Annotated in this window: 22 protein-coding genes; 10 read left to right on the plus strand and 12 right to left on the minus strand. The window is 65.4% G+C overall.

All coding sequences use genetic code 11. From position 1 onward, the window contains the following. Nucleotides 1-152: 152 nt before the first annotated feature. From ACT7DK_RS10130 to glk, 3 genes are read right to left on the minus strand one after another with little or no spacing between them, the layout of a single operon-like run. Nucleotides 153-1,604 (minus strand): ATP-binding protein, encoded by a 1,452-nt coding sequence (locus tag ACT7DK_RS10130; RefSeq protein WP_445398752.1) that lies wholly within the window; start codon nucleotides 1,602-1,604, stop codon nucleotides 153-155. After that, nucleotides 1,601-2,317, minus strand: a complete 717-nt coding sequence (locus ACT7DK_RS10135) for a response regulator (RefSeq protein WP_445398754.1) — start codon at nucleotides 2,315-2,317, stop codon at nucleotides 1,601-1,603. Before ACT7DK_RS10135 ends, ACT7DK_RS10130 begins: the two co-directional genes overlap by 4 nt. Beyond that, on the minus strand, nucleotides 2,314-3,276 hold the full coding sequence (gene glk, locus ACT7DK_RS10140) for a glucokinase (RefSeq protein WP_445398756.1): 963 nt from the start codon (nucleotides 3,274-3,276) through the stop codon (nucleotides 2,314-2,316). Before glk ends, ACT7DK_RS10135 begins: the two co-directional genes overlap by 4 nt. Before the next feature lie 117 nt (nucleotides 3,277-3,393). On the opposite strand from glk, the gene metG reads away from it, so the two are divergent. Then, nucleotides 3,394-5,424 carry a methionine--tRNA ligase gene (gene metG / locus ACT7DK_RS10145; protein ID WP_445398758.1) on the plus strand — a complete coding sequence of 677 codons (2,031 nt, stop codon included), beginning with the start codon at nucleotides 3,394-3,396 and terminating at the stop codon, nucleotides 5,422-5,424. 525 nt (nucleotides 5,425-5,949) lie between these two features. Here metG and ACT7DK_RS10150 read toward each other — a convergent pair. The 3 genes from ACT7DK_RS10150 to pabB all read right to left on the minus strand — a co-directional run bounded on the left by ACT7DK_RS10150 (nucleotide 5,950) and on the right by pabB (nucleotide 9,411). Next, nucleotides 5,950-7,332 (minus strand): L-serine ammonia-lyase, encoded by a 1,383-nt coding sequence (locus tag ACT7DK_RS10150; RefSeq protein WP_445398760.1) that lies wholly within the window; start codon nucleotides 7,330-7,332, stop codon nucleotides 5,950-5,952. A 142-nt stretch (nucleotides 7,333-7,474) separates the two neighbouring features. Then, nucleotides 7,475-8,038 (minus strand): CoA pyrophosphatase, encoded by a 564-nt coding sequence (locus tag ACT7DK_RS10155; RefSeq protein WP_445398762.1) that lies wholly within the window; start codon nucleotides 8,036-8,038, stop codon nucleotides 7,475-7,477. Further along, the gene (pabB, locus tag ACT7DK_RS10160) at nucleotides 8,035-9,411 is read right to left on the minus strand and encodes an aminodeoxychorismate synthase component I (protein WP_445398764.1); all 1,377 of its coding nucleotides are present in this window, start codon (nucleotides 9,409-9,411) and stop codon (nucleotides 8,035-8,037) included. The genes ACT7DK_RS10155 and pabB overlap by 4 nt, the downstream gene beginning before the upstream one ends. A gap of 126 nt (nucleotides 9,412-9,537) precedes the next feature. Between pabB and ACT7DK_RS10165 the strand changes: the two genes are divergently transcribed. Beyond that, nucleotides 9,538-11,058 carry a fumarate hydratase gene (locus tag ACT7DK_RS10165; protein ID WP_445398766.1) on the plus strand — a complete coding sequence of 507 codons (1,521 nt, stop codon included), beginning with the start codon at nucleotides 9,538-9,540 and terminating at the stop codon, nucleotides 11,056-11,058. 150 nt (nucleotides 11,059-11,208) lie between these two features. Here ACT7DK_RS10165 and yccX read toward each other — a convergent pair whose 3' ends face one another. After that, on the minus strand, nucleotides 11,209-11,481 hold the full coding sequence (gene yccX / locus ACT7DK_RS10170; RefSeq protein WP_445398768.1) for an acylphosphatase: 273 nt from the start codon (nucleotides 11,479-11,481) through the stop codon (nucleotides 11,209-11,211). 75 nt (nucleotides 11,482-11,556) lie between these two features. On the opposite strand from yccX, the gene ACT7DK_RS10175 reads away from it, so the two are divergent. The 4 genes from ACT7DK_RS10175 to ACT7DK_RS10190 all read left to right on the plus strand — a co-directional run bounded on the left by ACT7DK_RS10175 (nucleotide 11,557) and on the right by ACT7DK_RS10190 (nucleotide 15,806). Beyond that, nucleotides 11,557-12,750: a class I SAM-dependent methyltransferase gene (locus ACT7DK_RS10175; RefSeq protein WP_445398770.1), complete on the plus strand. Its 1,194-nt coding sequence runs from the start codon at nucleotides 11,557-11,559 to the stop codon at nucleotides 12,748-12,750. Between the two features lie 274 nt (nucleotides 12,751-13,024). Continuing rightward, the gene (gene selD / locus ACT7DK_RS10180) at nucleotides 13,025-14,062 is read left to right on the plus strand and encodes a selenide, water dikinase SelD (protein ID WP_445398772.1); all 1,038 of its coding nucleotides are present in this window, start codon (nucleotides 13,025-13,027) and stop codon (nucleotides 14,060-14,062) included. Next, the gene (mnmH, locus tag ACT7DK_RS10185) at nucleotides 14,055-15,158 is read left to right on the plus strand and encodes a tRNA 2-selenouridine(34) synthase MnmH (protein ID WP_445398774.1); all 1,104 of its coding nucleotides are present in this window, start codon (nucleotides 14,055-14,057) and stop codon (nucleotides 15,156-15,158) included. The genes selD and mnmH overlap by 8 nt, the downstream gene beginning before the upstream one ends. 15 nt (nucleotides 15,159-15,173) lie before the next feature. Beyond that, complete coding sequence (locus ACT7DK_RS10190) at nucleotides 15,174-15,806, plus strand: MBL fold metallo-hydrolase (protein ID WP_445398776.1); 633 nt, start codon at nucleotides 15,174-15,176, stop codon at nucleotides 15,804-15,806. 133 nt (nucleotides 15,807-15,939) lie between these two features. Here the strand turns inward: ACT7DK_RS10190 and ACT7DK_RS10195 are convergent, their stop codons facing one another. Then, nucleotides 15,940-16,833, minus strand: coding sequence for a LysR family transcriptional regulator (locus ACT7DK_RS10195; RefSeq protein ID WP_445398778.1), 894 nt, complete (start codon nucleotides 16,831-16,833; stop codon nucleotides 15,940-15,942). Nucleotides 16,834-16,934: 101 nt separating this feature from the next. Here ACT7DK_RS10195 and ACT7DK_RS10200 point away from each other — a divergent pair, with 101 nt between their 5' ends. After that, nucleotides 16,935-18,164, plus strand: a complete 1,230-nt coding sequence (locus tag ACT7DK_RS10200) for an MFS transporter (RefSeq protein ID WP_445398780.1) — start codon at nucleotides 16,935-16,937, stop codon at nucleotides 18,162-18,164. Here ACT7DK_RS10200 and ACT7DK_RS10205 read toward each other — a convergent pair. Both ACT7DK_RS10205 and ACT7DK_RS10210 read right to left on the minus strand, forming a co-directional pair. Continuing rightward, nucleotides 18,142-19,035 carry a dienelactone hydrolase family protein gene (locus tag ACT7DK_RS10205; protein WP_445398782.1) on the minus strand — a complete coding sequence of 298 codons (894 nt, stop codon included), beginning with the start codon at nucleotides 19,033-19,035 and terminating at the stop codon, nucleotides 18,142-18,144. The genes ACT7DK_RS10200 and ACT7DK_RS10205 overlap by 23 nt on opposite strands. A gap of 52 nt (nucleotides 19,036-19,087) precedes the next feature. Continuing rightward, nucleotides 19,088-19,705 carry a hypothetical protein gene (locus tag ACT7DK_RS10210; RefSeq protein WP_445398784.1) on the minus strand — a complete coding sequence of 206 codons (618 nt, stop codon included), beginning with the start codon at nucleotides 19,703-19,705 and terminating at the stop codon, nucleotides 19,088-19,090. A 90-nt stretch (nucleotides 19,706-19,795) separates the two neighbouring features. Between ACT7DK_RS10210 and mepA the strand changes: the two genes are divergently transcribed. Then, nucleotides 19,796-20,557, plus strand: coding sequence for a penicillin-insensitive murein endopeptidase (mepA, locus tag ACT7DK_RS10215; RefSeq protein ID WP_445398786.1), 762 nt, complete (start codon nucleotides 19,796-19,798; stop codon nucleotides 20,555-20,557). Here the strand turns inward: mepA and ACT7DK_RS10220 are convergent. Continuing rightward, nucleotides 20,547-22,532 carry a methyl-accepting chemotaxis protein gene (locus ACT7DK_RS10220; protein WP_445398788.1) on the minus strand — a complete coding sequence of 662 codons (1,986 nt, stop codon included), beginning with the start codon at nucleotides 22,530-22,532 and terminating at the stop codon, nucleotides 20,547-20,549. The genes mepA and ACT7DK_RS10220 overlap by 11 nt on opposite strands. A gap of 415 nt (nucleotides 22,533-22,947) precedes the next feature. On the opposite strand from ACT7DK_RS10220, the gene ACT7DK_RS10225 reads away from it, so the two are divergent. Together ACT7DK_RS10225 and glpK are read left to right on the plus strand one after the other, a co-directional pair. Further along, entirely contained in the window at nucleotides 22,948-23,802 is an 855-nt protein-coding gene (locus ACT7DK_RS10225; protein WP_445398790.1) for an MIP/aquaporin family protein, read from the plus strand. Nucleotides 23,803-23,840: 38 nt separating this feature from the next. After that, nucleotides 23,841-25,346, plus strand: coding sequence for a glycerol kinase GlpK (gene glpK, locus ACT7DK_RS10230; protein ID WP_445398792.1), 1,506 nt, complete (start codon nucleotides 23,841-23,843; stop codon nucleotides 25,344-25,346). Between the two features lie 269 nt (nucleotides 25,347-25,615). On the opposite strand, the gene ACT7DK_RS10235 is transcribed toward glpK, so the two are convergent. Beyond that, complete coding sequence (locus ACT7DK_RS10235; protein ID WP_445398794.1) at nucleotides 25,616-26,377, minus strand: DeoR/GlpR family transcriptional regulator; 762 nt, start codon at nucleotides 26,375-26,377, stop codon at nucleotides 25,616-25,618. Between the last annotated feature and the right edge of the window lie 121 nt (nucleotides 26,378-26,498).

Raw genomic sequence — 26,498 nt, forward strand, 5'->3', positions numbered from 1 at the left:
GGTTCCCTTTTGTGGTTTCACTCAATGGCAGGCTCCCACCTGGAGCCACCCCGAAATTAAAGCACGGCGGCGGAGGCGCTTGGGTTACATAAGGAAAGCAATTGTAACGAAGTGTTAACGGATCCCGACTTTATTCACACCGGGATCACATTTCAGCCGCTGCCCTTCGGCAGCCGCACCGACACCACCAGGCCGCCCCCGGCCCGGTTGGCCAGGCTCAGCTCGCCGCCGTGGGCGTGCACTATGTTGCGGGCGATGCTGAGCCCCAGGCCGGTGCCGCCGGTATGGCGGCTGCGGGAGGACTCGAGCCGGTAATAGGGCTCGAACACCAGCTCCAGGGCCGCCTCGGGAATGCCCGGGCCCCGGTCGCGGATCTGCACCTCCAGCCAGCCCCCGTCCTCGGTGAGGGTCACCTCGGCGGTGCGGCCGTAGAACACGGCGTTGTCGATCAGGTTGCCGAAGCAGCGCCTGAGCGCCAGCGCCTTGCCGTGAAAGCAGGCCGGTGCCCGTCCCTGCAGGCTGACCTCGGCCCCCATCAGGCCGGCATCGGCGCACAGTTCCTGCAACAGGGCGAAGAGATCGACCCGGGTCGCCGGCTCGCGGATATCGGTGCCCCGGGCACAGTCGAGGGCCCCCTTCACCATCAGCTCCAATGCCAGCAGATCCTGCTCGAACTTGGCCCTGATCTGGTCGTCGTCGAGCAGCTCGGCGCGCAGCCGCAGCCGGGTGATGGGGGTCTTGAGATCGTGGGAAATGGCCGAGAACAGCCGCTCCCGATCGGCCATAAAGCGGCCGATACGGTCCTGCATCAGATTGAAGGCGCGGGCGGTGGCGCGAATTTCCCGCGGACCGCTTTCGTCCAGCTTGGCCACCTCCATGCCCCGCCCCAGCCGCTCGGCCGCCCGCCCCAGGCGGCGCAGGGGCCGGTTGAGCCAGCGGAAGATCAGGGCGCCGGCCAGCAGCAGCACCAGCACCAGCAGGGTGAGGAACAGCAGCCGCTCGCCGTCCAGGTAGGACGTCGGTGCCAGCAGGGTCCGGTCGGGCAGCAGCGCCGCCAGGTAGAGCCAGTCGCCCTCGCCCATGGCCAGCTGCATCACCAGGATGGGCGGCGCGTCCGGGTCGTGGATCTGGCTCTGCTGGGCCCAGCGGGCAGGCAGGTCCAGCAGCCGCACCTCGTTCTTGTACACGTGCAGGGTCTGGGGATGGGACACCCCGATGTGCAGCTCGAGTTCGCCGCCCAGGCGCCGGCGCAGTTCCTGCTCGAAGCGGCGGGTGACGATGGCCTTGACCGGGGAATCGGGAATATCCTGGATCTCGATAAATTCCCGGTTGAGGGACACGAAGAAGCGGGTGCCGCCCATGTCCCTGAGCTGGGACAGCACCAGGTGCTGGTAGTTGCGCGGCAGGGCGCGGAAGAAGTTGACGGTGGAGGCGACGCTGTCGGCCAGCTCCTCGGCCATGCGCGCCGCCGACTCGGCCTTGTCCTTGTTGAGCTGTTGTACCCAGACCGCGTTGCTGACCAGCTGGGCCAGCACCACCCCCAGTATCATCACCAGCGACATGCGCCCGAACAGGGAGTTGGGCCAGCGCAGCCAGCGTCTCATTTCAGCTCCACCGCCACCGCCAGCACATAGCCGGCGCCGCGCACCGTCTTGATGATGTGGGGATCCTTGGCGTCCTCCCCCAGCCGCTGGCGCAGCCGGCTGAGCTGCACGTCTATGCTGCGATCGAAGGGGTTGGCCTCCCGGCCCCGGGTCAGCCCGAGCAGATCGTCCCGGCTCAGCACCTCGCCCGGCCGCTCCAGGAACAGCTGCAGCAGGCTGTAGTCGGCGCCGGACAGGGCATGCTCCTCCCCTTGCGGATCGGTCAGGCTGCGGTTCACCGTGTCGAGCTGCCAGCCGGCGAAGCAGTAATAGCGGTGCTGGCCGCCCGGTGCCAGCCCGCCCACCCGCCGGAAAATCGCTTTAACCCGCGCCAGCAGCTCCCGCGGGCTGAAGGGTTTGGGCACATAGTCGTCCGCCCCCAGTTCGAGCCCGATGATGCGATCGCTCTCGTCCGCCGAGGCGGTGAGCATGATGATGGGCACCTGGGAAACCTTGCGTACCCGGCTGCACAGGCTGAAGCCGTCCTCGCCGGGCATCATCACGTCCAGGATCAGCATGTCCGGCGACGCCAGCTCCAGCGCCTGCAACAGGCGTTCGCCGCTGTTGAGGGAACTCACCCGAAAGCCGCTTCGCTCCAGGTAGGACTTGAGCAGGGCGCAGATCTCCTCGTCGTCGTCCACCACCAGGATGTGGCGGCCCAGCCAGTCGCTCATGCCCCGGTCTCCTCCCCGGCCAGCAGGGCGGCGGCGGCCCCCAGCAGGCCGGGCTGTTCGGCCACCACCACCCAGGTGCCGATGGCTTCCAGGTAGCCCCGGAACCGGCCCTTGGCCTCGAAGCGCTCGCGGAAGCGGCTCTCGGCGAACAGCTCGGTCATGCGTGGCACTATGCCGCCGGTGATATAGACGCCGCCCAGGGCACCCAGGGTCAGGGCCAGGTTGCCGGCCACCGCCCCCAGGATGGCGAAGAAGCGTGCCACCGTTTCGACGCAGCGTTCGTCGCTGCCGGCCAGGGCATGGCGGCCGATGTCGGCGGCGCTGTAGGCTGTTGCCGTTTCGCCGTGGTAGTCGCACAGGCCCTGGTAGAGGTTCTCGAGGCCCATGCCCGACAGCAGCCGCTCGGCGGACACGTGCTCGTACCGGCGCCAGAGGTGGCGCAATATGGCGAGCTCCACCTCGTCGTTGGGCGCAAAGTCCACGTGGCCCCCTTCGGTGACCAGGGGCCGGCCATCAACCAGGCCGCCCACCCCCAGGCCGGTGCCCGGCCCGAGCAGGGCGATGGGGAAACCGGGCCGCGCCCTGCCACCGCCCACCTTGCGTTTGTCCTGCTCCGCCAGGTGCGGCAGGCTGTAGGCCAGGGCGCTATAGTCGTTGATGATGCGCAGCTCATCCAGCGCCAGTGCCCGTTGCAACGCCTGCCGGGAAAACACCCAGCCGCCGTTGGTCATCTCGATGCAGTCCTGCTCCACCGGGCAGGCGATGGCCAGGCAGGCCCGTTTGATGCCCGCCAAAGGTTGGCCCGCCTCGGCCAGGTAGTGGCGGATGGCCGGCTCGATACCGGCAAAGGCCGCGACCTGCAATACCCGGATATCCCGCACCACCAGCGATCCTTCGTCGACCAGTGCAAAGCGGGCGTTGGTGCCGCCGATATCGGCGATCAGACAGGCTGCCGTCATGTCACACTCCTTGTTCAAAACGTTTTAAAAAGGGAAAAAACTGGCGGGGAGTGTATAACAGAAAAAACTCGGGTAACATGCTCGGTCCCACGTAATTGATTCGACAAAATGGAAATTATGGCTACCGATCCACGTAAGATTCTCGTTACCTGCGCCCTTCCCTATGCCAACGGCTCCATCCACCTTGGTCATATGCTGGAGCACATTCAGGCCGACATCTGGGTTCGCTACCAACGAATGCGTGGCCATCGGGTCCATTTCATCTGCGCCGACGACGCCCACGGCACCCCCATCATGCTCAAGGCCCAGCAACTTGGCCTGGATACGGAGCAGATGATCGCCGCGGTGCAGCAGGAGCACAAAGCCGACTTCGACCGCTTCCACATCGGCTTCGACAACTACCACTCCACCCACAGCCCGGAAAACCGCGAATTCGCCGAACTGATCTATGGCAAGCTCAAGGCCAACGGCTTTATCCAGAGCCGCACCATTTCCCAACTGTACGATCCCGAACAGAGCATGTTCCTGCCGGATCGTTTCGTCAAGGGTACCTGCCCCAGCTGCAAGGCGGAAGATCAGTACGGCGACAATTGCGAGGTGTGCGGCGCCACCTACACCCCGGCGGAGCTGATCAACCCGCGCTCGGCGGTGTCCGGCGCCACCCCGGTGATGAAGGACACCGAGCACTTCTTCTTCGACCTGCCCCAGTTCGAGGGCATGCTCAAGGCCTGGACCCGTTCCGGCGCCCTGCAGGAAGAAATGGCCAACAAGCTGGAGGAATGGTTCGAGTCCGGCCTGCAACAGTGGGACATCACCCGCGACGCCCCCTATTTCGGCTTCGAAATTCCCGATGCCCCGGGCAAGTACTTCTACGTGTGGCTGGACGCCCCCATCGGCTACATGGGCTCGTTCAAGAACTATTGCGACAAGCGCGGTGACCTGAACTTCGACGATTACTGGAAGGCGGACAGCGACGCCGAGCTGTATCACTTCATCGGCAAGGACATCGTCTACTTCCACAGCCTGTTCTGGCCGGCCATGCTGGAAGGCAGCGGCTTCCGCAAGCCGAACAACATCTTCGTGCACGGCTACGTCACCGTCAACGGCGCCAAGATGTCCAAGTCCAAGGGCACCTTCATCAAGGCCGACACCTACCTCGACCACCTGGATCCCGAGTGCCTGCGCTACTACTACGCCGCCAAGCTGTCCAGCCGCATCGACGATCTGGACCTGAACCTGGATGACTTCGTGGCCCGGGTCAACGCGGACGTGGTCAACAAGCTGGTCAACCTGGCCTCGCGCAACGCCGGTTTTATCACCAAGCGCTTCGACGGCCTGCTCGCCGCCGACTGCGCCGAACCCGCCCTGTATGCCGAGTTCACCGAGGCCGCCGAGCGCATCGGCCAGTATTACGAGCAGCGCGAATTCGGCCGCGCCATCCGCGAGATCATGGCCCTGGCCGACAAGGCCAACCGCTACGTGGACGACAAGGCGCCCTGGGTGGTGGCCAAGCAGGACGGCAAGGAGGCCGAGCTGCAGGCCATCTGCTCGTTAGGATTGAACCTGTTCCGGGTGCTGCTGACCTACCTCAAGCCGGTGATGCCGACACTGGCCGAGCGGGCCGAGGCCTTCCTCGACTGTCGCCTCGAGTGGGACGCAGTGGCGCAGCCGCTGCTGGCCCACCGGGTCAACACCTTCAGCGCCCTGTTCAGCCGCATCGAGGCGGACAAGGTCGCCGCCATGGTCGAAGCCTCCAAGGAAGATCTGGCCGCCGAGCAGGCCGCCAAGCCCACCGGCCCCCTGGCGGACGATCCCATCAGTGACCCCATCAGCTTCGACGACTTCGCCAAGGTGGACCTGCGGGTGGCGCTGATCAAGAAGGCGGAAGCGGTGCCGGAAGCGGACAAGCTGCTCAAGCTGCAGCTGGATCTGGGCGGCGAGACCCGCCAGGTGTTCGCCGGCATCAAGTCCGCCTACAAGCCCGAAGATCTGGAAGGCAAGCTTACCGTCATGGTCGCCAACCTGGCCCCGCGCAAGATGCGCTTCGGCATGAGCGAAGGCATGGTGCTGGCCGCCGGTCCCGGCGGCAAGGATCTGTGGATCCTCGAACCCCAGGCCGGCGCCCAGCCGGGCATGAGAGTGAAATAAGCTGGAAGCTGGAAGCTGGAAGTGGCGCTGTTTTCAGGCGCCTCTTTAGCCGGTACACAGCCACAGCGTTGGCTGTATTGACAACAAAAAGCCCGGTTTATGAACCGGGCTTTTTACTTCCAGCTTCAGGCATCCAGCCTGACTCTTGGTCACAAGTTTTTGTTGACTTTTGATCAAGCAAAACATCGGCCAAAGCACACAGCTCCTCCGGCACGCCGTAAACCCCTCCCTGGGGGCTCCGCCGCGCCCTCCCTGGCGCGGAGGGCCGGCGGAGCTGTGCCCTTTGCCCTCTCTATCGCCTCGCAGCCGCCTGTTGGCACCACCTTCAGGCAGCGTCGGGGCTGGATAGAGGCAACAGGGATGGCCTCCGCCGACCGTCACCTGCCAGGGATGGCAGGTGCGAGCGTACAGGGATGTATTCACAGCGTGTCGGCGGAGGTGGCCCTGTTGCCTCTTATCTGCGTCAAATCAGACAGCCGGACTTGTGACTAAGAGTCAGGCATCCAGCTTCAAGCTTTTTTCCGTTCAGCATTCGATGATATTGACCGCCAGGCCGCCGCGGGCGGTTTCCTTGTACTTGGTCTTCATGTCCATGCCGGTGTCGCGCATGGTCTTGATCACCTTGTCGAGCGACACCTTGTGCTCACCGTCGCCGCGCAGGGCCAGGCGGCTGGCGTTGATGGCCTTGACCGCGCCCATGGCGTTGCGCTCGATGCAGGGCACCTGCACCAGGCCACCAACCGGGTCGCAGGTCAGTCCCAGGTTGTGCTCCATGCCGATTTCGGCGGCGTTTTCCACGTGCTCTATGGTACCGCCCACCACCGCGGTCAGGGCGCCGGCGGCCATGGAGCAGGCCACACCCACCTCGCCCTGGCAGCCCACTTCGGCGCCGGAGATGGAGGCGTTTTCCTTGTACAGGATGCCGATGGCGGCGGCGGTCATGAAATACTGCACCAGGGCGTCGTCATCCACCGGCTGCACGAACTTGTCGTAGTAATGCAGCACGGCGGGGATGATGCCGGCGGCGCCGTTGGTGGGCGCCGTCACCACCCGGCCGCCGGCGGCGTTTTCCTCGTTCACCGCCAGCGCGAACAAGTCCACCCACTCCATCACGCTCAGGGGATCCTTGTTGTACTGGGACTCGCTGGTCAGCCGGCGGTACAGGGCCGGCGCCCGGCGCTTGACCTTGAGCCCGCCCGGCAGTATGCCCTCGGTCTTGCAGCCGCGCTTGACGCAGGCCTGCATCACCCCCCAGATCTCCCGCAGGCCGCGGACTATCTCCTCCTCGGAACGGTTGACCTTCTCGTTGGCCATCATCAGGCCGCTGATCGACATGCCGTTTTCCTGGCACAGGCGCAGCAGCTCGGCGGCGCTCTTGAACGGATAGGGCGCCGGCCGGGCCACGGCCTGGGCCTGGGCGCCGGCCTTGGTGTCGGCGAACTCCTCCGCCTTGACCACGAAACCGCCGCCGATGGAGTAGTAGGACTGCTCGGCCAGCACGGCGTCACCCTCGAACACCCGGCAGGTCATGCCGTTACTGTGCAGGGGCAGGGTCTTGCGACGATGGAAGACGATGGCGCCGCTGCGGGGAAACGCCGCCGCATGCTCGCGGTTGAGCAGGATGCGCTGGCTGGCGTCCACCTCGGCCAGGAAACCCGGGATCATGTCCACGTCCACGCTTTCCGGGTCGAAGCCCCCCAGCCCCAAAATCACCGCCTTGCCGGTGCCATGGCCGATGCCGGTCTGGCCCAGGGAGCCGAACAATTCCACCTCGACCCGGCTGACCCGGGTCAGGGTGCCCTGCTCCGCCAGACCCGCCACGAAGGCATGGGCCGCCCGCATGGGACCCACGGTATGGGAGGAGGAAGGGCCGATGCCGATACTGAACATGTCGAACACACTGATCATGGGAATACTCCGAAACACAACGAGGCTGGACGCAATCATTCAACTTATATTGAATGATTGTAGGATTATTTGAGTTCCAACCCAACAGATTTTTAATGGCGGGAGAAGAGTACGCAGGATCTGTGACCGGGATCGCCTTTGGTCAGCGGGCGACCTGCAGGGCGAACTGGTGGATGACGGCGGCGGTGATGCCCCAGATCCAGATGCCGTGCCAGGGAATGAAACAGACGGTGTGCAGCCGGCCACGCCTTCGCAGGGTAAAGAGGTGGTGACGGCGCAGATCCAGGGCATAGGCCAGGGGCACCTGGAACACCTCGTCCACCTCCTGCGGATTGAGCACAAAGTGCGGCCTGCCCTCGACCAGGCCGATAAAAGGGGTAAGCGCGAAACCGGAAACGGTGTGCTGGGAAGGCAGGCGACCGAGCGGCCGGCACAGGGCCGGATCCAGCCCGATTTCCTCCTGGCTTTCCCGCAGTGCCGTGTGCCAGAGGCTGGCATCGGTGTCGTCCACCCGGCCGCCGGGGAAGCTGACCTGGCCCGGGTGCTGACGCAGGTGCCGGCTGCGCCGGGTCAGCACCAGCTCCAGCCCCCCCGCCCCGTCGAGCAGCGGCAGCAACACCGCCGCCGGCCGGGCCTGGGCGGGCAGCACAGGATCCGGCAGGGGCTGCAACAGGTTGAAGCGGGTCAGCAGTTGCTCGCGGGTCATAGGGTTTCCAGCACCGGCAAGATCTTGCCCAGCTTGTCGAACAACTCCTGGTATTCGGCACCGGCCTCGGAGTCGGCCACCAGGCCGCCGCCGGCCCAGCAGTAGAGCCGGTGTTGTTCTGCCAGCAGGGTGCGGATGGTGATGCTGGTGTCCATGCGGCCGTGGGCGCTGAGGTAGCCGATACTGCCGCAGTAACCGTGGCGGCGGTGGGGCTCCAGCTCCTCGATGATTTGCATGGCCCGGATCTTGGGCGCGCCGGTGATGGAGCCGCCGGGAAAGGTGGCCGCCAGTAGATCGGTGCCGTCGAGCCCGGGGGCCAGCTCGCCGGTGATGGTGGACACCAGGTGATGCACCGCCGGAAAGGATTCGATGGCGAACAGGGCCGGCACCCGCACCGAGCCGGGCACGCACACCCGGCCGATATCGTTGCGCAACAGGTCCACTATCATCAGGTTCTCGGCCCTGTCCTTGGGGGATGACGCCAGCGCCTCGGCCAGCCGACGGTCCTCGGCGGCCTCGGCACCCCGGGGCCGGGTGCCCTTGATCGGCTTGGTCTCGACCCGCCGCCCTTCGAGGGCGATGAAACGCTCCGGCGACAGGCTGAGCACGGATCCCTCGGGCAGTTGCAGAAAGGCGGAAAAGGGTGCCCGGTTGTGCTCGCTCAGGTGACGATAGGCGGCCCAGGCATCGCCCTCGAAGGGCGCCTCGAAACGCACCGTCAAATTGATTTGATAGCAGTCGCCGGCGGCCAGATAATCCTGCACCCGTTCGAAGTTGGCCCGGTATTGCGCCTGGGACTGGTTCGCCCGCCAGGGACCGGCCAGACGGAAGGGCGCCGCCGCCCTCTCCTGCCGTTGCCGCCACCAGTCCAGCCGGGCTACGAGCGCCGCCTCGTCGCCCAGCACCAGCAGGTGGGCACTTTGCTCCCGGGTATCGATCACCCAGGCCCAGTCGTAGAGACCCACCGCCATGTCCGGGGTGGTTAGCTCGTTGACCGCCAGCGCCGGCAGCCGCTCCAACCGCCGGCCCAGATCGTAGCCGAACAACCCCAGGGCGCCGCCGGCGAAGGGCAGATGGCGCCACGGCGCCGGCAGGCTCAGTTCGCCCAGCAGCCGCTGCTGCCATTCCTTCAACAGGGAAAAGGGGGAAGCGCTCGAAACCTGCACCCGGTCTTGATGATCGATCACCGTTTCCTCGCCCCGGGTGACCAGGGTGGCCAGGGGGTCGGCGCTGATGATATGGAAGCGGCTGTCGGCCCGCTCGGGGGCGGCCGACTCCAGCAGCATGGCCCAGGGCAGGTGGGCGACGGGGGAAAAGAAGTCATGCACAGAGCCGGAAAACGGCTGGCTGTGAACTTGCAGAAGCTGTGCCATTAAATGTAATCCACTCGACAGTTTTGGCATCCGGCCTGAGGCTGGGCTGGCAGCCGGGTGGCGCTAAGCGTATCATAGCGAAGCTTATAACAACACAGAGCTAACGCCGATAACCCAGAGGAAGCCATGAGCATTATCAAGAAGCAGGACTTTATCGACTCCGTTGCCGACGCCCTACAGTACATCTCCTACTACCACCCGCTGGACTTCGTCCAGGCCCTGGAAAAAGCCTACCAGAAAGAGCAGAGCCAGGCCGCCAAGGACGCCATTGCCCAGATCCTGATCAACTCGCGCATGTCCGCCGAAGGCCACAGGCCCATCTGCCAGGACACCGGCATCGTCACCTGCTTCGTGAAGATCGGCATGCAGGTGCAGTGGGACAGCGACCTGACGGTACAGGAGATGGTGGACGAAGGGGTGCGCCGCGCCTACAACAACCCCGATAATCCCCTGCGCGCTTCCATCGTGGCCGACCCGGCCGGCGCCCGCAAGAACACCAAAGACAACGCCCCCGCCGTGGTGCATATCGACATGGTGCCCGGCGATCACGTCGAGGTGGCCATCGCCGCCAAGGGCGGCGGCTCCGAGAACAAGTCCAAGATGGTAATGCTCAACCCCTCCGACGACATCGTCGAGTGGGTGCTGAAGACCCTGCCCACCATGGGCGCCGGCTGGTGCCCGCCGGGCATGCTCGGTATCGGCATCGGCGGCACCGCCGAGAAGGCCGCGGTGCTGGCCAAGGAAGCCCTGATGGATCCGGTGGACATCCACGATCTGATCGAGCGCGGCGCCGAGACCACCGAGGAAAAACTGCGCCTGGAGATCTTCGAGAAGGCCAACAAGCTCGGCATCGGCGCCCAGGGCCTGGGCGGCCTCACTACCGTGGTGGACATCAAGATCAAGTCCGCGCCCACCCACGCCGCCTCCAAGCCGGTGGTGATGATCCCCAACTGCGCCGCCACCCGCCACGTGCACTTCCACCTGGACGGCTCCGGCCCCGCCGAGCTGACCCCGCCGAAACTGGAAGACTGGCCGGAAGTGACCTGGGAAGTGGGCGAGAACGTGCGCCGGGTCAACCTGGACACCGTGACCCGCGACGATATCGCCCAGTGGAAGATGGGCGAGACCGTGCTGCTGTCCGGCAAGCTGCTCACCGGCCGTGACGCCGCCCACAAGCGCATCCAGGACATGCTCAACAAAGGCGAGAAACTGCCGGTCGACTTCAAGGATCGCTTCATCTACTACGTGGGCCCGGTCGACGCCATCGGCGACGAGGCCGTGGGCCCCGCCGGCCCCACCACCTCCACCCGCATGGACAAGTTCACCGACATGATGCTGGAGCAGACCGGCCTGATCGGCATGGTGGGCAAGGCCGAGCGCGGCCCCGCCACCGTCGAGTCCATCAAGCGCCATAAGGCGGTGTATCTGATGGCCGTGGGCGGCGCCGCCTACCTGGTGGCCAAGGCGGTGAAGAAGGCCCGGGTGCTGGCGTTCGAGGATCTGGGGATGGAAGCCATCTACGAATTCGAGGTGGAAGACATGCCGGTCACCGTGGCGGTGGACGCCGAGGGCAACAACGCCCACGTGGCCGGCCCCGCCATCTGGCAGGCCAAAATCGAAGAGCTGGACGCCCAGCTGAAAGCCTGACGACGGCTGGAAGCCTGACGTTATCAAAGCCCGGCACCGCCGGGCTTTTACATTTTTCTTTGAGCGCCACTGTTCAACAGCGCTCATCTCCGCGAAGGCGGGAGTGACCACAGCGTAATACGAGGGTTTGCCGGCAATCTGCAAGCCCGGCTAACCGGTCTCGAATCCCCGATGATGGCCCGGCGCCACCTCTTCCACTTCGATGCCCTCGACCGAGGCGCTGGCGGGGCCCACCTTCAACCAGTCCACCAGCCGCTGCACCTGCCCGGCCTCCCCTTCGGCCACCACCTCCACCCGGCCGTCGGGCAGGTTGTGGGCGTAGCCGCTGAGCCCCAGCTTCTCCGCCTCGCGCTGGGTGTAGAAGCGAAAGCCCACCCCTTGCACCAGACCGCTGACCCGGATTTTTTTCGCCATCTCGCCCATGATTCGGCTCCTCGTTTGTGTTTTACCGCGCCGCCCCCTAGAATTGTGGCCCCTTATTTTCAGCAGCTCCAGCCTATGACCGCAGCCATTACCCTTATCGCCGGACGGGAGAAGTCCCTCCTGCGCCGCCACCCCTGGGTGTTTTCCCGTGCCATCGACAAGGTGCAGGGCCAGCCCAACGCCGGGGACACCGTCGACATCCTGAGCCACAACGGCCAGTGGCTGGGCCGGGGCTTCTACTCGCCCCAGTCCCAGATCCGCGCCCGGGTGTGGACCTTCGATCAAAGCGAAACCGTGGACCAGGCCTTTTTCCTGCGCCGGCTGCAACGCGCCAAGGAGGGCCGCCAGCCCCTTATCGAGGAGCAGGGCCTCACCGGTTACCGCCTGTGCGCCGCCGAATCCGACGGCCTGCCCGGGGTGACCATCGATGTCTACGGCGAGGTGGTGGTGTGCCAGCTGCTCAGCACCGGTGCCGAGCGCTGGCGCCCGGCCATCGTCGAGGCGCTCAAGCAGCTCTATCCGGGCGCCTGTATCTACGAGCGTTCCGACGTGGCGGTGCGCAAGAAGGAAGGCCTGAAGGAGCGCAAGGGCCTGCTGGCGGGCCAGTTGCCGCCCCAGCCCGTGGTGATCGAGGAAAACAACGGGGTACGCATCCTGGTGGACGTGGAAAACGGCCACAAGACCGGCTTTTATCTGGATCAGCGCGACAACCGCCGTATCGCCGGCCGCTACTGCAAGGGCAAGCGGGTACTGAACTGCTTCAGCTACACCGGCACCTTCGGCGTCTATGCCCTCAGGGGCGGCGCCGATGAGGTGATCAACGCCGACGTGTCCGAGTCGGCCCTGGCGCTTGCCCGCCAGAATGCCGAGCTGAACGGCCTGGACCTCGGCCGGGCCCGCTTCGAGCAGGCGGACGTGTTCAAGCTGCTGCGCGATTACCGGGAGCAGGGCCAGCGTTTCGACGTCATCGTGCTGGACCCGCCCAAGTTCGCCGAGAGCAAGGCCCAGCTCAACGGCGCCTGCCGCGGCTACAAGGACATCAACATGCTGGCCTTCCTGCTGCTCAACCCGGGCGGCGTGCTGCTGACCTTCTCCTGCTCCGGGCTGATGACCTCGGATCTGTTCCAGAAGATAGTGGCGGACGCCGCCCTCGACGCCGGCCGCGACGCCCAGATCCTGGAGCGGCTCAACCAGGCCGCCGACCACCCCATCGGTACCGCCTATCCGGAAGGCCACTACCTCAAGGGGCTGGTGGTCCGCGCCTGGTAACGGCCATGGGCCGCTTGCGGCCCCTCGGCTTGATGACGCCGCCATTGTCATGATCGTAGAAGTCGGCCAAAGGGCCAACTCCGCCGACACGCTGTGAATACATCCCTGTACGCTCGCACATGCCATCCCTGGCATGTGACGGTCGGCGGAGCCGTTCCCTTTATCCGCCTGTTTGGACGCCGCTGTTGCCTGCCAAGGTAAGCCCGAAGGTTTGTCAGCCAGGTAGTCTAACCGTTACTATTAGCATTTTCCGTTTGTGACCAAGGAATCCGCAGTGGACCCCATTCGCCTAACCCAATACAGCCACGGCGCCGGCTGCGGCTGCAAGATCTCGCCCAAGGTGCTCGACACCATACTGCACAGCCAGCTGCCCGCCTTTGCCGATCCCCGCCTGGTGGTGGGCAACGCCAGCCGGGACGACGCCGCCGTGGTCGACATCGGCAACGGCATGGGCATCATCTCCACCACCGATTTCTTCATGCCAATAGTGGACGACCCCTTCACCTTCGGCCGCATCGCCGCCACCAACGCCATCAGCGACATCTACGCTATGGGCGGCACCCCCATCGTCGCCATCGCCATCCTCGGCTGGCCGGTCAACCTGCTGCCGCCGGAAGTGGCCCAGCAGGTGATCGACGGCGGCCGCCAGGCCTGCCATGACGCCGGCATTTCACTTGCCGGCGGCCACAGCATAGACGCGCCCGAGCCCATCTTCGGGCTGGCGGTCACCGGCCAGGTGCCGCTCGCGCGGGTCAAGCGCAACGACACCGCCGGTGCCGGCGACCGGCTCTATCTCACCAAGCCGCTCGGCATCGGCATCCTCTCCACCGCCCAGAAGAAGGGGCTGCTGCGGGAAGAAGACGGCCTGCTGGCGCCCGAGGTGATGTGCCAACTCAACAAGCCGGGCCAGGACTTCGCCGCCCTGGAGGGGGTTACCGCCATGACCGACGTCACCGGCTTCGGCCTGCTGGGCCATCTGCTGGAGGTGTGCGAAGGGGCCGATGTCAGCGCCCGGCTGGAAATGGCCGCCATCCCCCTGCTGCCCAACCTGGATCACTACCTGCAGGCCGGCGCCATGCCCGGCGGCACCCTGCGCAACCTGGACGCCTACGGCCACAAGCTGGCGCCGCTGAGCCTGCGCCAGCAGCAGATACTGTGCGATCCCCAAACCAGCGGCGGCCTGCTGGTGGCGGTGCGCCCCGAAGCGGAGCCCGACTTTCTGGCCCTGGCCCGTCGGCACGATCTCGAACTCGCCCCCATCGGTCGACTCACCGCCCCCGGTACCCATCGCATCGAGGTGAGCGGTGACTGAGCTGACCGCCGATTACGATGTGCTGCTGGGTGAAGATGTGCCCATGCTGGATCTGCGCGCCCCGGTGGAATTCACCCAGGGCGCCTTTCCCTCGGCCAGCAACCTGCCGCTGATGACCGACGACGAACGGGCCCGGGTCGGCACCTGCTACAAGCAACAGGGCCAGGCCGCCGCCATCGAACTCGGCCACCGGCTGGTCTCCGGCGAGGTACGCGCGGGGCGGCTGCAGGCCTGGCTCGACTGGCTGGACGCTAACCCCCGGGGCGTTATCTACTGCTTTCGCGGCGGCCTGCGCAGCCAGACGGTGCAGCAGTGGCTGGCCGAGGCCGGCCGGCCCGTCACCCGGGTGGAGGGCGGCTACAAGGCCCTGCGCCGGCGGCTGCTGGCCGTTATCGAGCAAGAGTTCCGCCAGCCCGGCTATGTGCTGGCGGGCCTGACCGGCAGCGGCAAGACCGACTGGCTCAGCCGTACTCCCCTGGCCCTGGATCTGGAAGCCCACGCCCACCATCGTGGCTCCAGCTTCGGCCACTGGGGCGAGCCCCAGCCCACACCCATCGACTTCGAGAACCGGCTGGCCATCGCCCGGCTCAAACAGCGCCGGGCCGGTATCACGCCCTGGCTGGTGGAAGACGAAAGCGCCATGATCGGCCGCTGCCCCCTGCCCCTGTCACTTTACCAGCGGATGCAGCAATCGCCGCTGCTGGTGCTGGAAGTGCCTTTCGAGCAGCGGGTACGGCAGATCCAGCACGACTACGTGGACTTGATGCAGGCCCGCTTCGGCAATGACATGGCCCGCCTCGGCGACTACCTGCAGGGCGGCCTCAAGCGCCTGTACAAGCGCCTCGGCGACCGGGAGTGGCGCCGACTCTCCGCCATCATGGACGAGGCCCTGGCCGCACAAGCCCGCGGCCTGGGCAGCGACGGCCACCGGGCGTGGATCACCGAGCTGCTGGAGCGCTACTACGATCCCATCTACCGCCGCCACCTGGCCGCGAAGGAAGCCCGTGTAGTCAAACGCGGCGACGCCGGGGAGCTGGCCGGCTGGCTGGCCAGTCGGCACCAGGCCGACACTTCGCCCACCATCACATTATGTTAAAAATGGAAACTCAGCATGCTTGAACGAATCACCCTGCCGGTGACCCCCTTCGCCCAGAACTGCAGCCTGATCTGGTGCAGCCAGAGCCGCAAGGCCGCGCTCGTCGACCCCGGCGGCGAGACCGAGCGGCTGCTGGCGGCGGTGGCAGAGCGCGGCCTCGAGCTGGAAAGCATACTGCTCACCCACGGCCACCTGGATCATGTGGGCGCCACCGGCGAGCTGAAGGCAAAGACCGGGGTGCCCATCATCGGCCCCGGCCGGGACGACGCCTTCTGGATAGAAGCCCTGGCGCAGCAGGCGCAGATGTTCGGTTTTCCGCCGGTCCAGGGCTTTGCGCCCGACCGCTGGCTCGCGCAGGGCGACAGCGTCACCGTCGGCGAGGAAACCCTGGAGGTGTATCACTGCCCCGGCCATACCCCGGGCCATGTGGTGCTGTTGCACCGGGCGCAGCGGCTGGCCTTCGTGGGCGACGTGCTGTTCCGGGGCAGCATCGGCCGTACCGACTTTCCCCGAGGCAACCACCAGCAGTTGATCGACAGCATACTGCACACCCTGCTGCCGCTCGGCGACGACGTCACCTTCGTGCCCGGCCACGGCCCGGAAGGCACCCTGGGCGAAGAGCGGCTGCACAACCCCTTCCTGCGCTGAACGCCGCCTTCTGCCACACTGAGGGCAGGAGGTGTCCCATGGTCAAACCCAAGCAGGGGCCGCGCAATCCGCCGGCCCCGCATTTTCCGCCCAAACGCCCCATATCGCCATTCCGGCCCAAGCCGGCGCGGCATCACTCGGCTGCACCCCAATGCTGAAGCAGGGCGTCTTTCAATACCTGCAGTTTGGCCGAATGCTGCCTTGACGGCTGATAGACCAGGGAAAGCGGATGCGGCGGACGAGTGTAATCGGCAAGAATAGCTTGCACTTCCCCCCTGGCGAGGGCCTCCCGGGCATAGAACGCCATCACCTGTACTATGCCGACCCCCTGGCGGGCGGCGTCCAGCAAGGGATCGCCATGGTCAAACACCAGATTGCCATCGACGCCGACCTCGCAGGTCCGGCCCGACTCGCTAAAGCACCAGTTGTCAGGTCGGCCCGTATGCTGGCTGCGTACCCGCAGGCAATTGTGGGCCACCAGCTCGCGGGGATGTCCGGGGATACCCCGGCGTGAAAGATAATCCGGGGAGGCAATGGTCACCCAGTCGAGGGGCGCCAGAGGCCTGGCGATAAGGCGCTGATCCCCTATGGTCCCCGTGCGCAGCACGGCATCGAAGCCCTCGTCCACCAATTCGACCATCCGGTCCGTCATCACCATGTCAACCTGCAACTGCGGATGGCGCTCGAGCAACCGGGCCAGGATCGGCATCAGTACCACCCGCCCGAAGGCGGATGGCGCGCTGAGCTTCAACACCCCCGACGGAGAGCAGCGGCGCTCCTGCAACTGCCTTCTCAGTTCCTCCAGCCCCCCCACCAGCGGCGCACTACGCTGGTAGAACAGGATGCCATCCGGTGTCAGGCTGAGCCCCCTGGTATTGCGGTGCAGCAGACGTACTCCCAGTTGTTGCTCCAGCCGGCTGATGGCACGGGACACCCCGGACTGGGTCACCCCGAGTTGCAGCGCCGCCTCGGTAAAACTCTGGCACTCGGCCACCTTGAGGAACTGGCGAACCGCGTTCAAATCCATGATTAAAGTCATTTCTGAAATCACTTTTAAGCAATTAATAAAACTTAAATCATAGGAAATACTGTCGCAACTATCGTGACAACCAACAACAGGTACAATACATGCCCAAGCAACACACCTCCTCCATTCCCGTTTCCGTCTATTTGCTGGCCTTTGGCATCTTCGCCATGATCAGCTGCGAGCTGCAAGTCCTGGGCATGATGCCCCTCATGGCCCGGGATCTGGATCTCAGCATCCCGCAGGTGGGCTATCTGGTTTCCCTCTATGCCGCCGCCATGGCGATAGGCGGCCCGCTGCTGACACTGCTGCTGGCCGCCCAGCCTCCCAAACGGGCAATCTACCTGCTCTACGCCATCTTTATACTGGGGGAAAGTCTGGGGGCCCTGTCCTGCTCCTACGGGCAACTGGTGGTCTCACGCCTGGTCACCGGTGCTGTTTCCGGTGCCTTCTTCGGCATCGCGATAGGCATGTGCGGCCGTCTCGTTCTCCCCGGCCTCGCCATCCGCGCGGTGGCCATCGTCCTGGCCGGGATCATGGTGGGCACCATACTGGGTCTGCCCCTGGCAAGCCTGGTGGGGGAACACTACGGCTGGCGCGCCAGCTTCTGGCTGGTGGTGGCCCTCGCCCTGCTGGGTGTCCTCGGCAGCGTCGCCCTGCTGCCAGCCTTGCCCGCCGCGACGAGGATAAGCCTGGCCCAGGAACTGGCGGCGTTCCGCAATCGGTCGCTCTGGTATGTCTACTCCACCAGTTTCTGCGTAATAGGCGCCACCTATGCCGCCTTCAGCTACTTAGTGCCCATCCTCACCCAGGTCGCCGGCTTTGCCAGCAGCAGCGTTTCCCTTCTGCTCTTCGTTTATGGCATCGCCATGCTGCTCGGCAACCACCTGGTGGCCATGCTCGCCGGCAGGCGGAACATCCTGATCCTGGCCATTGGATTGGTGCTGCAAATCCTGTTCCTGTCATTGCTGGCCCTCTTCATCCAGCACTCGTGGGTCTCAGTCGCAGCCGTGATCGGCCTCGGGCTGGTGGGAGTCAGCATGAACCCGGCCATGGTCAGCCGGATCATGCAGCTTCCTCATGGCGAACGTCCCCTGGTCAATACCGTCCATGCCTCTGTGATCACGCTGGGCATCATGTTCGGCAGTTTTGCCAGCGGCCAGGTCCTGGAGCAGGGCTACAGCCTGCTCTCCCCCATGTGGGTCGGCGTGGTCGTGGCGCTGGCCGGTCTGCTGACCCTGATGTTGAACACCACCGGAAAAACCGCGCCAGTATCATCGGCAATCGACCGCGGGCAGGAGGTTTCAGGCCCTACCCCGCCAGATGCTCGCTAAGGAACGCCAGGGTGCGGGACCAGGCCAGCTCCGCCGCCTCGGGGTGGTGGCGGGGGGTGGAATCGTTGTGGAAGCCGTGCTGGGTGCCCGGGTACTGATAAGCCTGGTAGCGTACGCCGTGGCGTTGCAGGGCGGCTTCATACTCCGGCCAGGCGGCGTTGATGCGCGCGTCCATCTCGGCCATCTGGATCAGCAGGGCGGCCTTGATGTCGACCACCTTGTCCAGTGCCGGCGGCATGCCGTAGAAGGGCACGGCGGCACTGACCCGTTCCGGCAACTCGGCGGCCAGCTTGTTGGCGATAAAGCCGCCGAAGCAGAAACCCACCACCCCGAGCCGGCCGTTGCCCCCTTCCAAGGGTTGCAGGAAGCGGGCGGCGGCGGCGAAGTCGGCGGCTACCTTGTCGCCGTCCAGTTGCTGCTGCAGGGCACGGCCGTCATCGTCGTTGCCCGGATAGCCGCCCAGCGGGAAGAGCGCATCGGGGGCGAAGGCGATAAAACCGGCCTTGGCCAGGCGTCGGGCCACGTCCTCGATATAGGGGTTGAGGCCGCGGTTCTCGTGCACCACCAGCACCAGGCCGGGCGGAGACGATGGGTTACGGGGCTGTACCAGATAGCCCCGGCCCCTGCCGTGGCCTTCGGGGGAATCGAACTCCCGGTAGCTGGCCAGGATGTCAGGATCGTTGAAGGACACCTGCTGCGCCCGGGCGTAATCGGGCATCAGCGCACTGAACAGGGCGGCGGCGCTCATGCCGCCCACCGCCACGCCGGCCAGGCCGGTCATAAACTGGCGGCGATCGATCTGGCCGTGGGCATATTTATCGTACAGCTCGAAGGCGCGCTTCGGGATCGTGGTGGACTCTCGCGAGGTCATGGCAACAGGCTCCTGCTTGGATGAAGATGCCCATGCAGTATAGCAACCGGGCTCAATCGTCCCAGTCGTCCTCTTCGTCCCCGGCGGGCTCGTCGCGGGACGGAACCGCCACCGCCGGCGCCAGTACCGCTATGGTGTCCAGCAGCCTGCGCCGGGATTGCCAGTTGCCGACAAAGCCGAACCGATAGCGGTTCTCATCGAGCCTGAAGCGGTCTTCCACCTGGGCGCCCAGGGCCTCGTTGATCTGTGCCAGCTCCTGCTCGTTCAGGGACAGGTCCAGAGTGAAGGCGATGATGGCGCCGTCGTGGCCGGGAAGCTTGCCCCGGTTGACCGCCAGCACCCGCTCCCGGGGCAGTGCCATGGCCACCCCGCTCACCCCGTTGACGATATAGAGCCGCTCGGCGTCGAAGGCCAGGTTGATCAAGCGCTGCCGGCTCCAGCTCGGCGGCCACAGACTGATCAGCAGCACCACGCCACCGAAGATCACTCCCACCCAGTGGATCAGGCCGAAGCCGTCCCGGCCATCCCAAATGGCCAGCACCACCGCCGCCAGGCTGGCCAGCAGCACCAGGCCGTGGGTAAGGTAAAAGCGCAGCGCGGGCGGGCAGAGCACGAATTCCAGGGGTTGTTCGAGTAGCTGTTGCAGGGGCAGGCGCTGCACTGTCATCATCTTGTCCATCGGGGTTAGGGGTGACAACCCTAGCAAAAAAAACGGGAGCCATAAATAATGGGCCTGGTCGGACATGAGGGAGAGATACCGATGGTCAGATGGTGCTGGTTACTGTGGCTGCTGCCGGGCGCCCTCTGGGCCGAGGCCATCGGCGGCTATTCCGCCGGTTGTCAGATGAACGCCCAGGCCCTGCCCGGCAGCGGCCCCGGATATTACGTGATAAGAAGCGAACGGCAGCGCTACTACGGCCAGCCGCAGATGATCCACTACCTGCAGGATCTGGGACGCAGGGTCGGCCAGGCCGGGCTGCCGCCCATGCTGGTGGGGGATATCGCCATGCAACGGGGCGGGCCTTTCGCCTATGGTCATCGCAGCCACCAGACCGGGCTGGACGCGGACATCTGGCTGCGCAGTCCACCGGACAATCCCCTGCCCCGACAACTGGAAACCATCGAGGCGGTGGACATGGTCGATCACCGCCACTATATCCTGACCGCCGACTTCCAGGACAACCAGCGCCGGCTGATCGCCCTGGCGGCCCAGGATCACCGGGTGAGCCGCATCTTCGTGCACCCGCTGATCAAGCAGGCCATGTGCCAGGCCTACGATGACGCCTCCTGGCTCCGGAAGATCCGGCCCTGGTTCGGCCATTCCAGCCACTTCCATGTGCGCCTCGCCTGCCCTCAGGGCCAGGCCCGCTGCCAACCCCAGGCGCCGGTACCTGCCGGCACCGGCTGCGGCGCCGAGCTGGCCGGCTGGCTCAACGACAGGGCCGGCGAAATCACCGCCGGCCCGCGCGCGCCCTGGCGCCCCGTTTTACCCAAGGCCTGCGTGGGCTGGGTCAGGCCCTGAAGCCCCGCACCATCCGCTCCAGCCCGGCGTTGGCCTCGCCCAGCAGGCGGCTACTGTCCTGGTTATGCCTGTCCTGGGCCACCAGGGTGCCGACCATGTCGCTGATGCTGACCATGTTTTCATCGATCTGGCGGGAGACGGTGCGCTGCTGCTCGGCGGCACCGGCGATCTGCTCGGTCAGGCCGTGGATGCGGTCCACCGCCGAGGCCAGTTGATCCAGCCCCTGGGTCACCGCCGTCGTATGGCCGGCGGTGGCCTGGCAGCTCTGCCGGGTGGTGGCCATGGCCGACACCACGGACGCCACCCCACCGGTCAGCCGCGCCAGGCGGGCACCGATTTCCTCGGTGCTGGCCTGGGTCCGGGCCGCCAGGGCCCGCACTTCCTCCGCCACCACCGCGAATCCCCGTCCCTGCTCGCCGGCCCGGGCCGCCTCGATGGCGGCGTTAAGCGCCAGCAGGTTGGTCTGCTCGGCGATACCGGCGATGCTGTCGAGGATGGGGGTGATCTGCTGCACCGCCTCGCGCATCTGCGCCACCTGGCCGCTGGTGCCCGCCACTTCCTCCTGCAGCGCCGCCACCGCCGCCGAGGCCTGCTGGACCAGTTCCCGGGATGAGCGCGCCTGACGGTTGACCTCGCGGATAAAGCCGGCGCTGTCCCTGGCGCTGCCGGCCACCTCGTCGGCGCTGGCGCTCATCTGGTTGACGGCGGCCACCACCTGCTCCGTTTCCCGGGCGTGGGCATCGAGCACCTCGCCGCTGCGCCGGGCCCCTTCACCCAGCTGCTGCAGGGCCTGGCGGATATCGCCGCTGGCCTCGCCCAGGCGGGCGACCATCTGCTGCAGATAGGCCATGAAACGGTTGACCGAGTCGCCGATGTCGTCGATCTCGTCCCCCCGGCCCAGGGCCAGGCGACGGCTCAAGTCCGCCTCCCCGGCGGACAGCCGGTCGATGCCGGCCTTGAGCATCATCAGGCGGTTCATCAGCCGATGTAACGCCAGCGCCGCCACCAGCAGCAGCAACAGCAGGGCCGGGAGTTGCAGGCCCAGCAGCAACCGCACCATGGCCTGGCTCTGCTGTTGCAGCCCGGCCGAGGGCAGGCTGGCCGCCATCAACCAGGGCGTGCCGGAAATGGGCTCGAGCAGCAGGGTCAGGGCCTCGCCCCCGGCGCCCTGGTATGCCAGCCGCATCGGCTCCGCCCGTTCCAGATCCAGCGCCGCCAGCCGGCGGGCGATATCGGCACGCTCGGCCTGCTCGGCCACCGTGCTCAGCACCACCTCTCCCGCCATGGCGGAGGTGTTGCTCACCAGGGTTCCGTCCCGCTCCAGGATCAGCACCTGGGCGCCGATGCGCGCCTCGCTGCGGCGCACCAGCTCGTTGAAAAAGCCCAGGGTCACGTCCAGGGTGGCGACCCCGTAGAGGGTACCGTCCCGGTAGATGCCCATGGCGCAGTTGGTACGCGGTTCGGCGCTGGCCCCGTCCCGATAGGCCTTGGCCCAGGCGCACTGCCCCCGGGGCGCCTCGCGCCCGTTCCGGTACCAGGGCTGCCGGTAGTAGGCGGGCGCTTCGGCGGAGTTCCAGTAGCGGTTGACCACCAGCTGCCCTCCCTCGGCGCGATGATAGAAGCTGCTGTGCCTGTCCCGATCCGGCGTTCTCGCCCGGGGCAGGGGCCAGATGCCGCCGCCGAACACCTTGGGCTCGCCGTACTGATCGAGCAGGCTAGGCAACTGGGCATCGATCTGCTCGCTGGCAAGCTCGGGCACCAGTTGGGTGATGGCCCGCTGCTGGGCCTGCACCTGGGCCAGTTCCCGCTGTATCTCCTCTCCTATCAACACCAGCTCGTGGCGGATCAGCTCGCTTTCCATGGCCATCAGCCTGGGGGTGAGCAGCCAGCGCAGCCCGGCGATGGTCAGCAGCAAGACCCCGGCCATAAACAGCAGGAGCAGCAGGTTGTAACGGGTTTTAAGCCTGAGTGGCATCACGGCCTCCTTGTCGTTTGACTAAAAAAATGCCGGGCATCCGCCCGGCCAAAGATCGCCTTCCCCCACCGTCATGGGTGGAACCCACACCAAAACGATCACATTCGAGCATAAAAATACATTCATGACCGTAAAAGACAAGCAAAAACTGGCAGTCCTTTATCGGGAATCAAGCCCGAGAGCGACGACAAATAGCCGATAAGCGTCACTCAATGACCAAAACAAGGCGCCATAAGAGAACCAGCTGCACTGTCAGCAGTACGCAATAAGTGATAGTCATGTGTCACAACGAAGGAAAAAGGTCAAAAATAAGTGATCAAGAACACAAATCCACTAACACAATGTTTTCGAATACGAACAAATAACCCAGAATTCGAGTGGCAGTATGACTGTACACACACAATGGAGTAGGAAAATGTCTATCAAACGACCAAACACCCTGTTCGGAGAATGCCTTGCGGAGTTTATCGGCACCGGATTGCTGATCTTCTTTGGCGCCGGTTGTGTTGCCGCCCTGGTGGTGGCCAATGCCAGCTTCGGACTCTGGGAAATCAGCATCAGCTGGGGGGTGGGCGTGGCCATCGCCATCTACGTGGCGGGCGGCGTGTCCGGTGCCCATATCAACCCGGCGGTCACCCTGGCCTTGACCCTGTTCCGGGGCTTCGACAAACGCAAGGTGCTGCCCTATATAGGCGCGCAACTGGCGGGCGCCTTCTCGGCCGCCGCCCTGGTCTACAGCCTGTACCAGCCGCTGTTTATCGAATGGGAGCAGGCGGCGGGTGTGCTCAGGGGCAGCCAGGAGAGCCTGGCCCTGGCCGGCATTTTTTCCACCTATCCCCACAGCCTGTTGTCCAATGGACATGCCTTTATGGTGGAGCTGGTGATCACCGCCGTGCTGATGATGGCGATACTGGCGCTGACCGACGATCGCAACGGCGGCCCCAAGGGGATGGCTGCGGCCCTGCTGATCGGCCTGCTGATCGCGGTGATCGGCGCCGCCACCGGCCCGCTCACCGGCTTTGCCATGAACCCGGCGCGGGATTTCGGCCCCAAGCTGTTCGCCTGGCTGGCCGGCTGGGGCGACATGGCCCTCTCCGGCGGACGGGACAATCCCTATTTCTGGGTGCCCATCCTGGGCCCGGTGGTGGGTGCCTGCCTGGGTGCCTGGCTGTACGATAACACCATCGCCCGCTTCCTGCCGGCGGACAGGGCCGAGGCCGGCGACGCCCCAGAACAGCACACCGCCCAGGAGCGCAAGGCCACGGCCTGAGCCAGATTTCGATACGACTTCGACAAGGAGAAGCACAGATGTCCCAAGAAAAGCAGTATGTCGTCGCCCTGGATCAGGGCACCACTTCCTCCCGCGCCATCATCTTCGACCAGGATGCCGCCATCCAGGGCGTGGCCCAGCGGGAATTCGGCCAGATCTACCCCCAGGCGGGCTGGGTCGAGCACGACCCCATGGAGATCTGGGCCAGCCAGCGCTCCACCCTGACCGAGGTGCTGGCCAAGACCGGCATCAGCCCGGATCAGATCGCCGCCATCGGCATCACCAACCAGCGGGAAACCACGGTGGTGTGGGAAAAGAGCACCGGCAAGCCGGTCTACAACGCCATCGTCTGGCAGTGCCGGCGTACCGCCGACATCTGCGAGCAGCTGAAGGAACGCGGCCTGACCGACTACATCCGGGAGAACACCGGCCTGGTGCTGGACGCCTACTTCTCCGGCACCAAGCTCAAGTGGATCCTGGACAACGTCGAGGGCGCCCGGGAGAAGGCCAACAACGGCGAGCTGCTGTTCGGCACCATCGATACCTGGCTTATCTGGAAACTGACCGACGGCCGGGTGCACGTCACCGACTACACCAATGCCTCGCGCACCATGCTGTTCAATATCAACAGCCTGGAATGGGATCAGAAGCTGCTGGATGAGCTCGGCATTCCCGCCGCCATGCTGCCCGAGGTGCGCCCCTCCAGCGAGGTGTACGGCAAGACCAACATCGGCGGCAAGGGCGGCACCCGCATTCCCATCGCCGGTATCGCCGGCGACCAGCAGGCGGCCCTGTTCGGCCAGCTGTGCTTCAACAAGGGCATGGCCAAGAACACCTACGGCACCGGCTGCTTCCTGCTGATGAACACCGGCTCGCAGAAGGTCAGCTCCAGCCACGGCCTGCTCACCACCCTGGCGGTGGGCGCCCGGGGCGAGGTCAACTACGCGCTGGAAGGCTCGGTGTTCATGGGCGGCGCCACCATCCAGTGGCTACGGGACGAGCTGGGCCTTATTCGCGAGGCGGACGACACCGGCTACTTCGCCGAGAAGGTGAAGGACAGCAACGGCGTCTACCTGGTGCCGGCCTTCGTCGGCCTGGGCGCCCCCTACTGGGACCCCTACGCCCGCGGCACCCTGGTGGGCCTGACCCGGGGGGTAAACCGCAACCATATCATCCGGGCGGCACTGGAGGCGGTGGCCTACCAGAGCCGGGACGTGCTGGAGGCCATGCAGGAGGATGCCGGGCTCAGGCTGGCCGCGCTCAAGGTGGACGGCGGCGCCGTGGCCAACGACTTCCTGATGCAGTTCCAGTCGGATATCACCAACGCCAGGGTGGTGCGCCCCCGGCAGACCGAGACCACCGCCATGGGGGCGGCCTTCCTCGCCGGCCTGGCGGTGGGGGTCTGGCAGAGCACCGACGAGCTGGCCGACAAGTTCGCGGTCGATCGGGAGTTCAAACCGCAGATGGACAAGGACACCCGCGCCACCCTGTACCGGGGCTGGCAGAAGGCGGTGGCCCGCTCCCTGGACTGGGCCGAGCACTGAGCGAAAACGAACACACCAAGGGCGCCGCGAAGGCGCCCTTTTAGACTGCTTACAAATCTTGGGGCTTACCTACACAGACAGCACCCATGTCAAAAAAGCGGACAAAGGGAGCGGCTCCGCCGACCGTCACCTGCCATGGATGGCAGGAGCGAGTACTTGCGGCGTGTCGGCGGAGTTGGCCCTTTGGCCGGCTCATATCAGTGAAACAGACGACGTTGTCTTCAAGCTGCAAGGGCGCCGCAGGCGCCCTTTCCCTTTAATCGGTCCGCTCAGTGGGCGATATGGCAGGCGACCTGGTGCTCTTCCATGATCTTCTGCAGCGAGGCCGGCGGCGGGGCATCGGTAAAGAGGGCGGTGATCTGGCTGATATGGCCCAGGTTGACCATGGCGTTGCGGCCAATCTTGCTGTGGTCCGCGGCCAGGAACACCTGCCGGCTGTTGTTGATGATGGCCTGGGCGATGCGCACCTCGTGATAGTCGAATTCGAGCAGGGAGCCGTCGGTGTCGATACCGGATATGCCGATGATGCCGTAGTCGGTGCGAAACTGCTGCACGAAATCGCGGGTCGCCTCGCCGACGATGCCGCCGTCCCGGTTGCGCACCTCGCCGCCGGCGATGATCACGGTAAAGTCCTCCTTCTGGCTGAGGATGCTGGCCACATGGATGTTGTTGGTGATCACCCTGAGTTCCTGGTGGTCGAGCAGCGCCCTGGCCACCGCCTCGGTGGTGGTGCCGATATCGATGAACAAGGAGGCGCCGTCGGGGATCTCGGCGGCGATGGCGCGGCCGATGCTGTCCTTCTCCTTGGCATACATCACCTTGCGGGAATCGTAGGCGGCGTTGACCGTGCTCGACATCAAGGAGGCGCCGCCATGATGGCGGCGGATGCGGTTGTGTTCGGCCAAATCGTTCAGATCCCGGCGGATGGTTTGCGGGCTCACGTCAAACTGGGCAACCAGATCCTCGGTGCTGGCAAAGCCTTTCTGCTTGAGCAATTCAAGGATCTGCTGATGACGCAGGGTTTGCTTCACGCGGTAACTCCCTGTAATGGATGAAACTTCATCGCCCGATTGTACTCGTTCAATGCCCAAATGCACAGCAGGCGGGACCCGGCCCGGACGAGACGGGTCATTCGCCATCAATGAGGTAGCG

The organism is Zobellella sp. An-6 (assembly GCF_052487945.1).

Excerpts from the sequence above, each read along its gene's own strand:
- ACT7DK_RS10130 (WP_445398752.1), bottom strand. The coding sequence starts at position 1,604 with ATGAGACGCTGGCTGCGCTGGCCCAACTCCCTGTTCGGGCGCATGTCG.
- ACT7DK_RS10135 (WP_445398754.1), bottom strand. The coding sequence starts at position 2,317 with ATGAGCGACTGGCTGGGCCGCCACATCCTGGTGGTGGACGACGACGAG.
- glk (WP_445398756.1), bottom strand. The coding sequence starts at position 3,276 with ATGACGGCAGCCTGTCTGATCGCCGATATCGGCGGCACCAACGCCCGC.
- metG (WP_445398758.1), top strand. The coding sequence starts at position 3,394 with ATGGCTACCGATCCACGTAAGATTCTCGTTACCTGCGCCCTTCCCTAT.
- ACT7DK_RS10150 (WP_445398760.1), bottom strand. The coding sequence starts at position 7,332 with ATGATCAGTGTGTTCGACATGTTCAGTATCGGCATCGGCCCTTCCTCC.
- ACT7DK_RS10155 (WP_445398762.1), bottom strand. The coding sequence starts at position 8,038 with ATGACCCGCGAGCAACTGCTGACCCGCTTCAACCTGTTGCAGCCCCTG.
- pabB (WP_445398764.1), bottom strand. The coding sequence starts at position 9,411 with ATGGCACAGCTTCTGCAAGTTCACAGCCAGCCGTTTTCCGGCTCTGTG.
- ACT7DK_RS10165 (WP_445398766.1), top strand. The coding sequence starts at position 9,538 with ATGAGCATTATCAAGAAGCAGGACTTTATCGACTCCGTTGCCGACGCC.
- yccX (WP_445398768.1), bottom strand. The coding sequence starts at position 11,481 with ATGGGCGAGATGGCGAAAAAAATCCGGGTCAGCGGTCTGGTGCAAGGG.
- ACT7DK_RS10175 (WP_445398770.1), top strand. The coding sequence starts at position 11,557 with ATGACCGCAGCCATTACCCTTATCGCCGGACGGGAGAAGTCCCTCCTG.
- ACT7DK_RS10190 (WP_445398776.1), top strand. The coding sequence starts at position 15,174 with ATGCTTGAACGAATCACCCTGCCGGTGACCCCCTTCGCCCAGAACTGC.
- ACT7DK_RS10195 (WP_445398778.1), bottom strand. The coding sequence starts at position 16,833 with ATGGATTTGAACGCGGTTCGCCAGTTCCTCAAGGTGGCCGAGTGCCAG.
- ACT7DK_RS10200 (WP_445398780.1), top strand. The coding sequence starts at position 16,935 with ATGCCCAAGCAACACACCTCCTCCATTCCCGTTTCCGTCTATTTGCTG.
- ACT7DK_RS10205 (WP_445398782.1), bottom strand. The coding sequence starts at position 19,035 with ATGACCTCGCGAGAGTCCACCACGATCCCGAAGCGCGCCTTCGAGCTG.
- ACT7DK_RS10210 (WP_445398784.1), bottom strand. The coding sequence starts at position 19,705 with ATGATGACAGTGCAGCGCCTGCCCCTGCAACAGCTACTCGAACAACCC.
- mepA (WP_445398786.1), top strand. The coding sequence starts at position 19,796 with ATGGTCAGATGGTGCTGGTTACTGTGGCTGCTGCCGGGCGCCCTCTGG.
- ACT7DK_RS10220 (WP_445398788.1), bottom strand. The coding sequence starts at position 22,532 with ATGCCACTCAGGCTTAAAACCCGTTACAACCTGCTGCTCCTGCTGTTT.
- ACT7DK_RS10225 (WP_445398790.1), top strand. The coding sequence starts at position 22,948 with ATGTCTATCAAACGACCAAACACCCTGTTCGGAGAATGCCTTGCGGAG.
- glpK (WP_445398792.1), top strand. The coding sequence starts at position 23,841 with ATGTCCCAAGAAAAGCAGTATGTCGTCGCCCTGGATCAGGGCACCACT.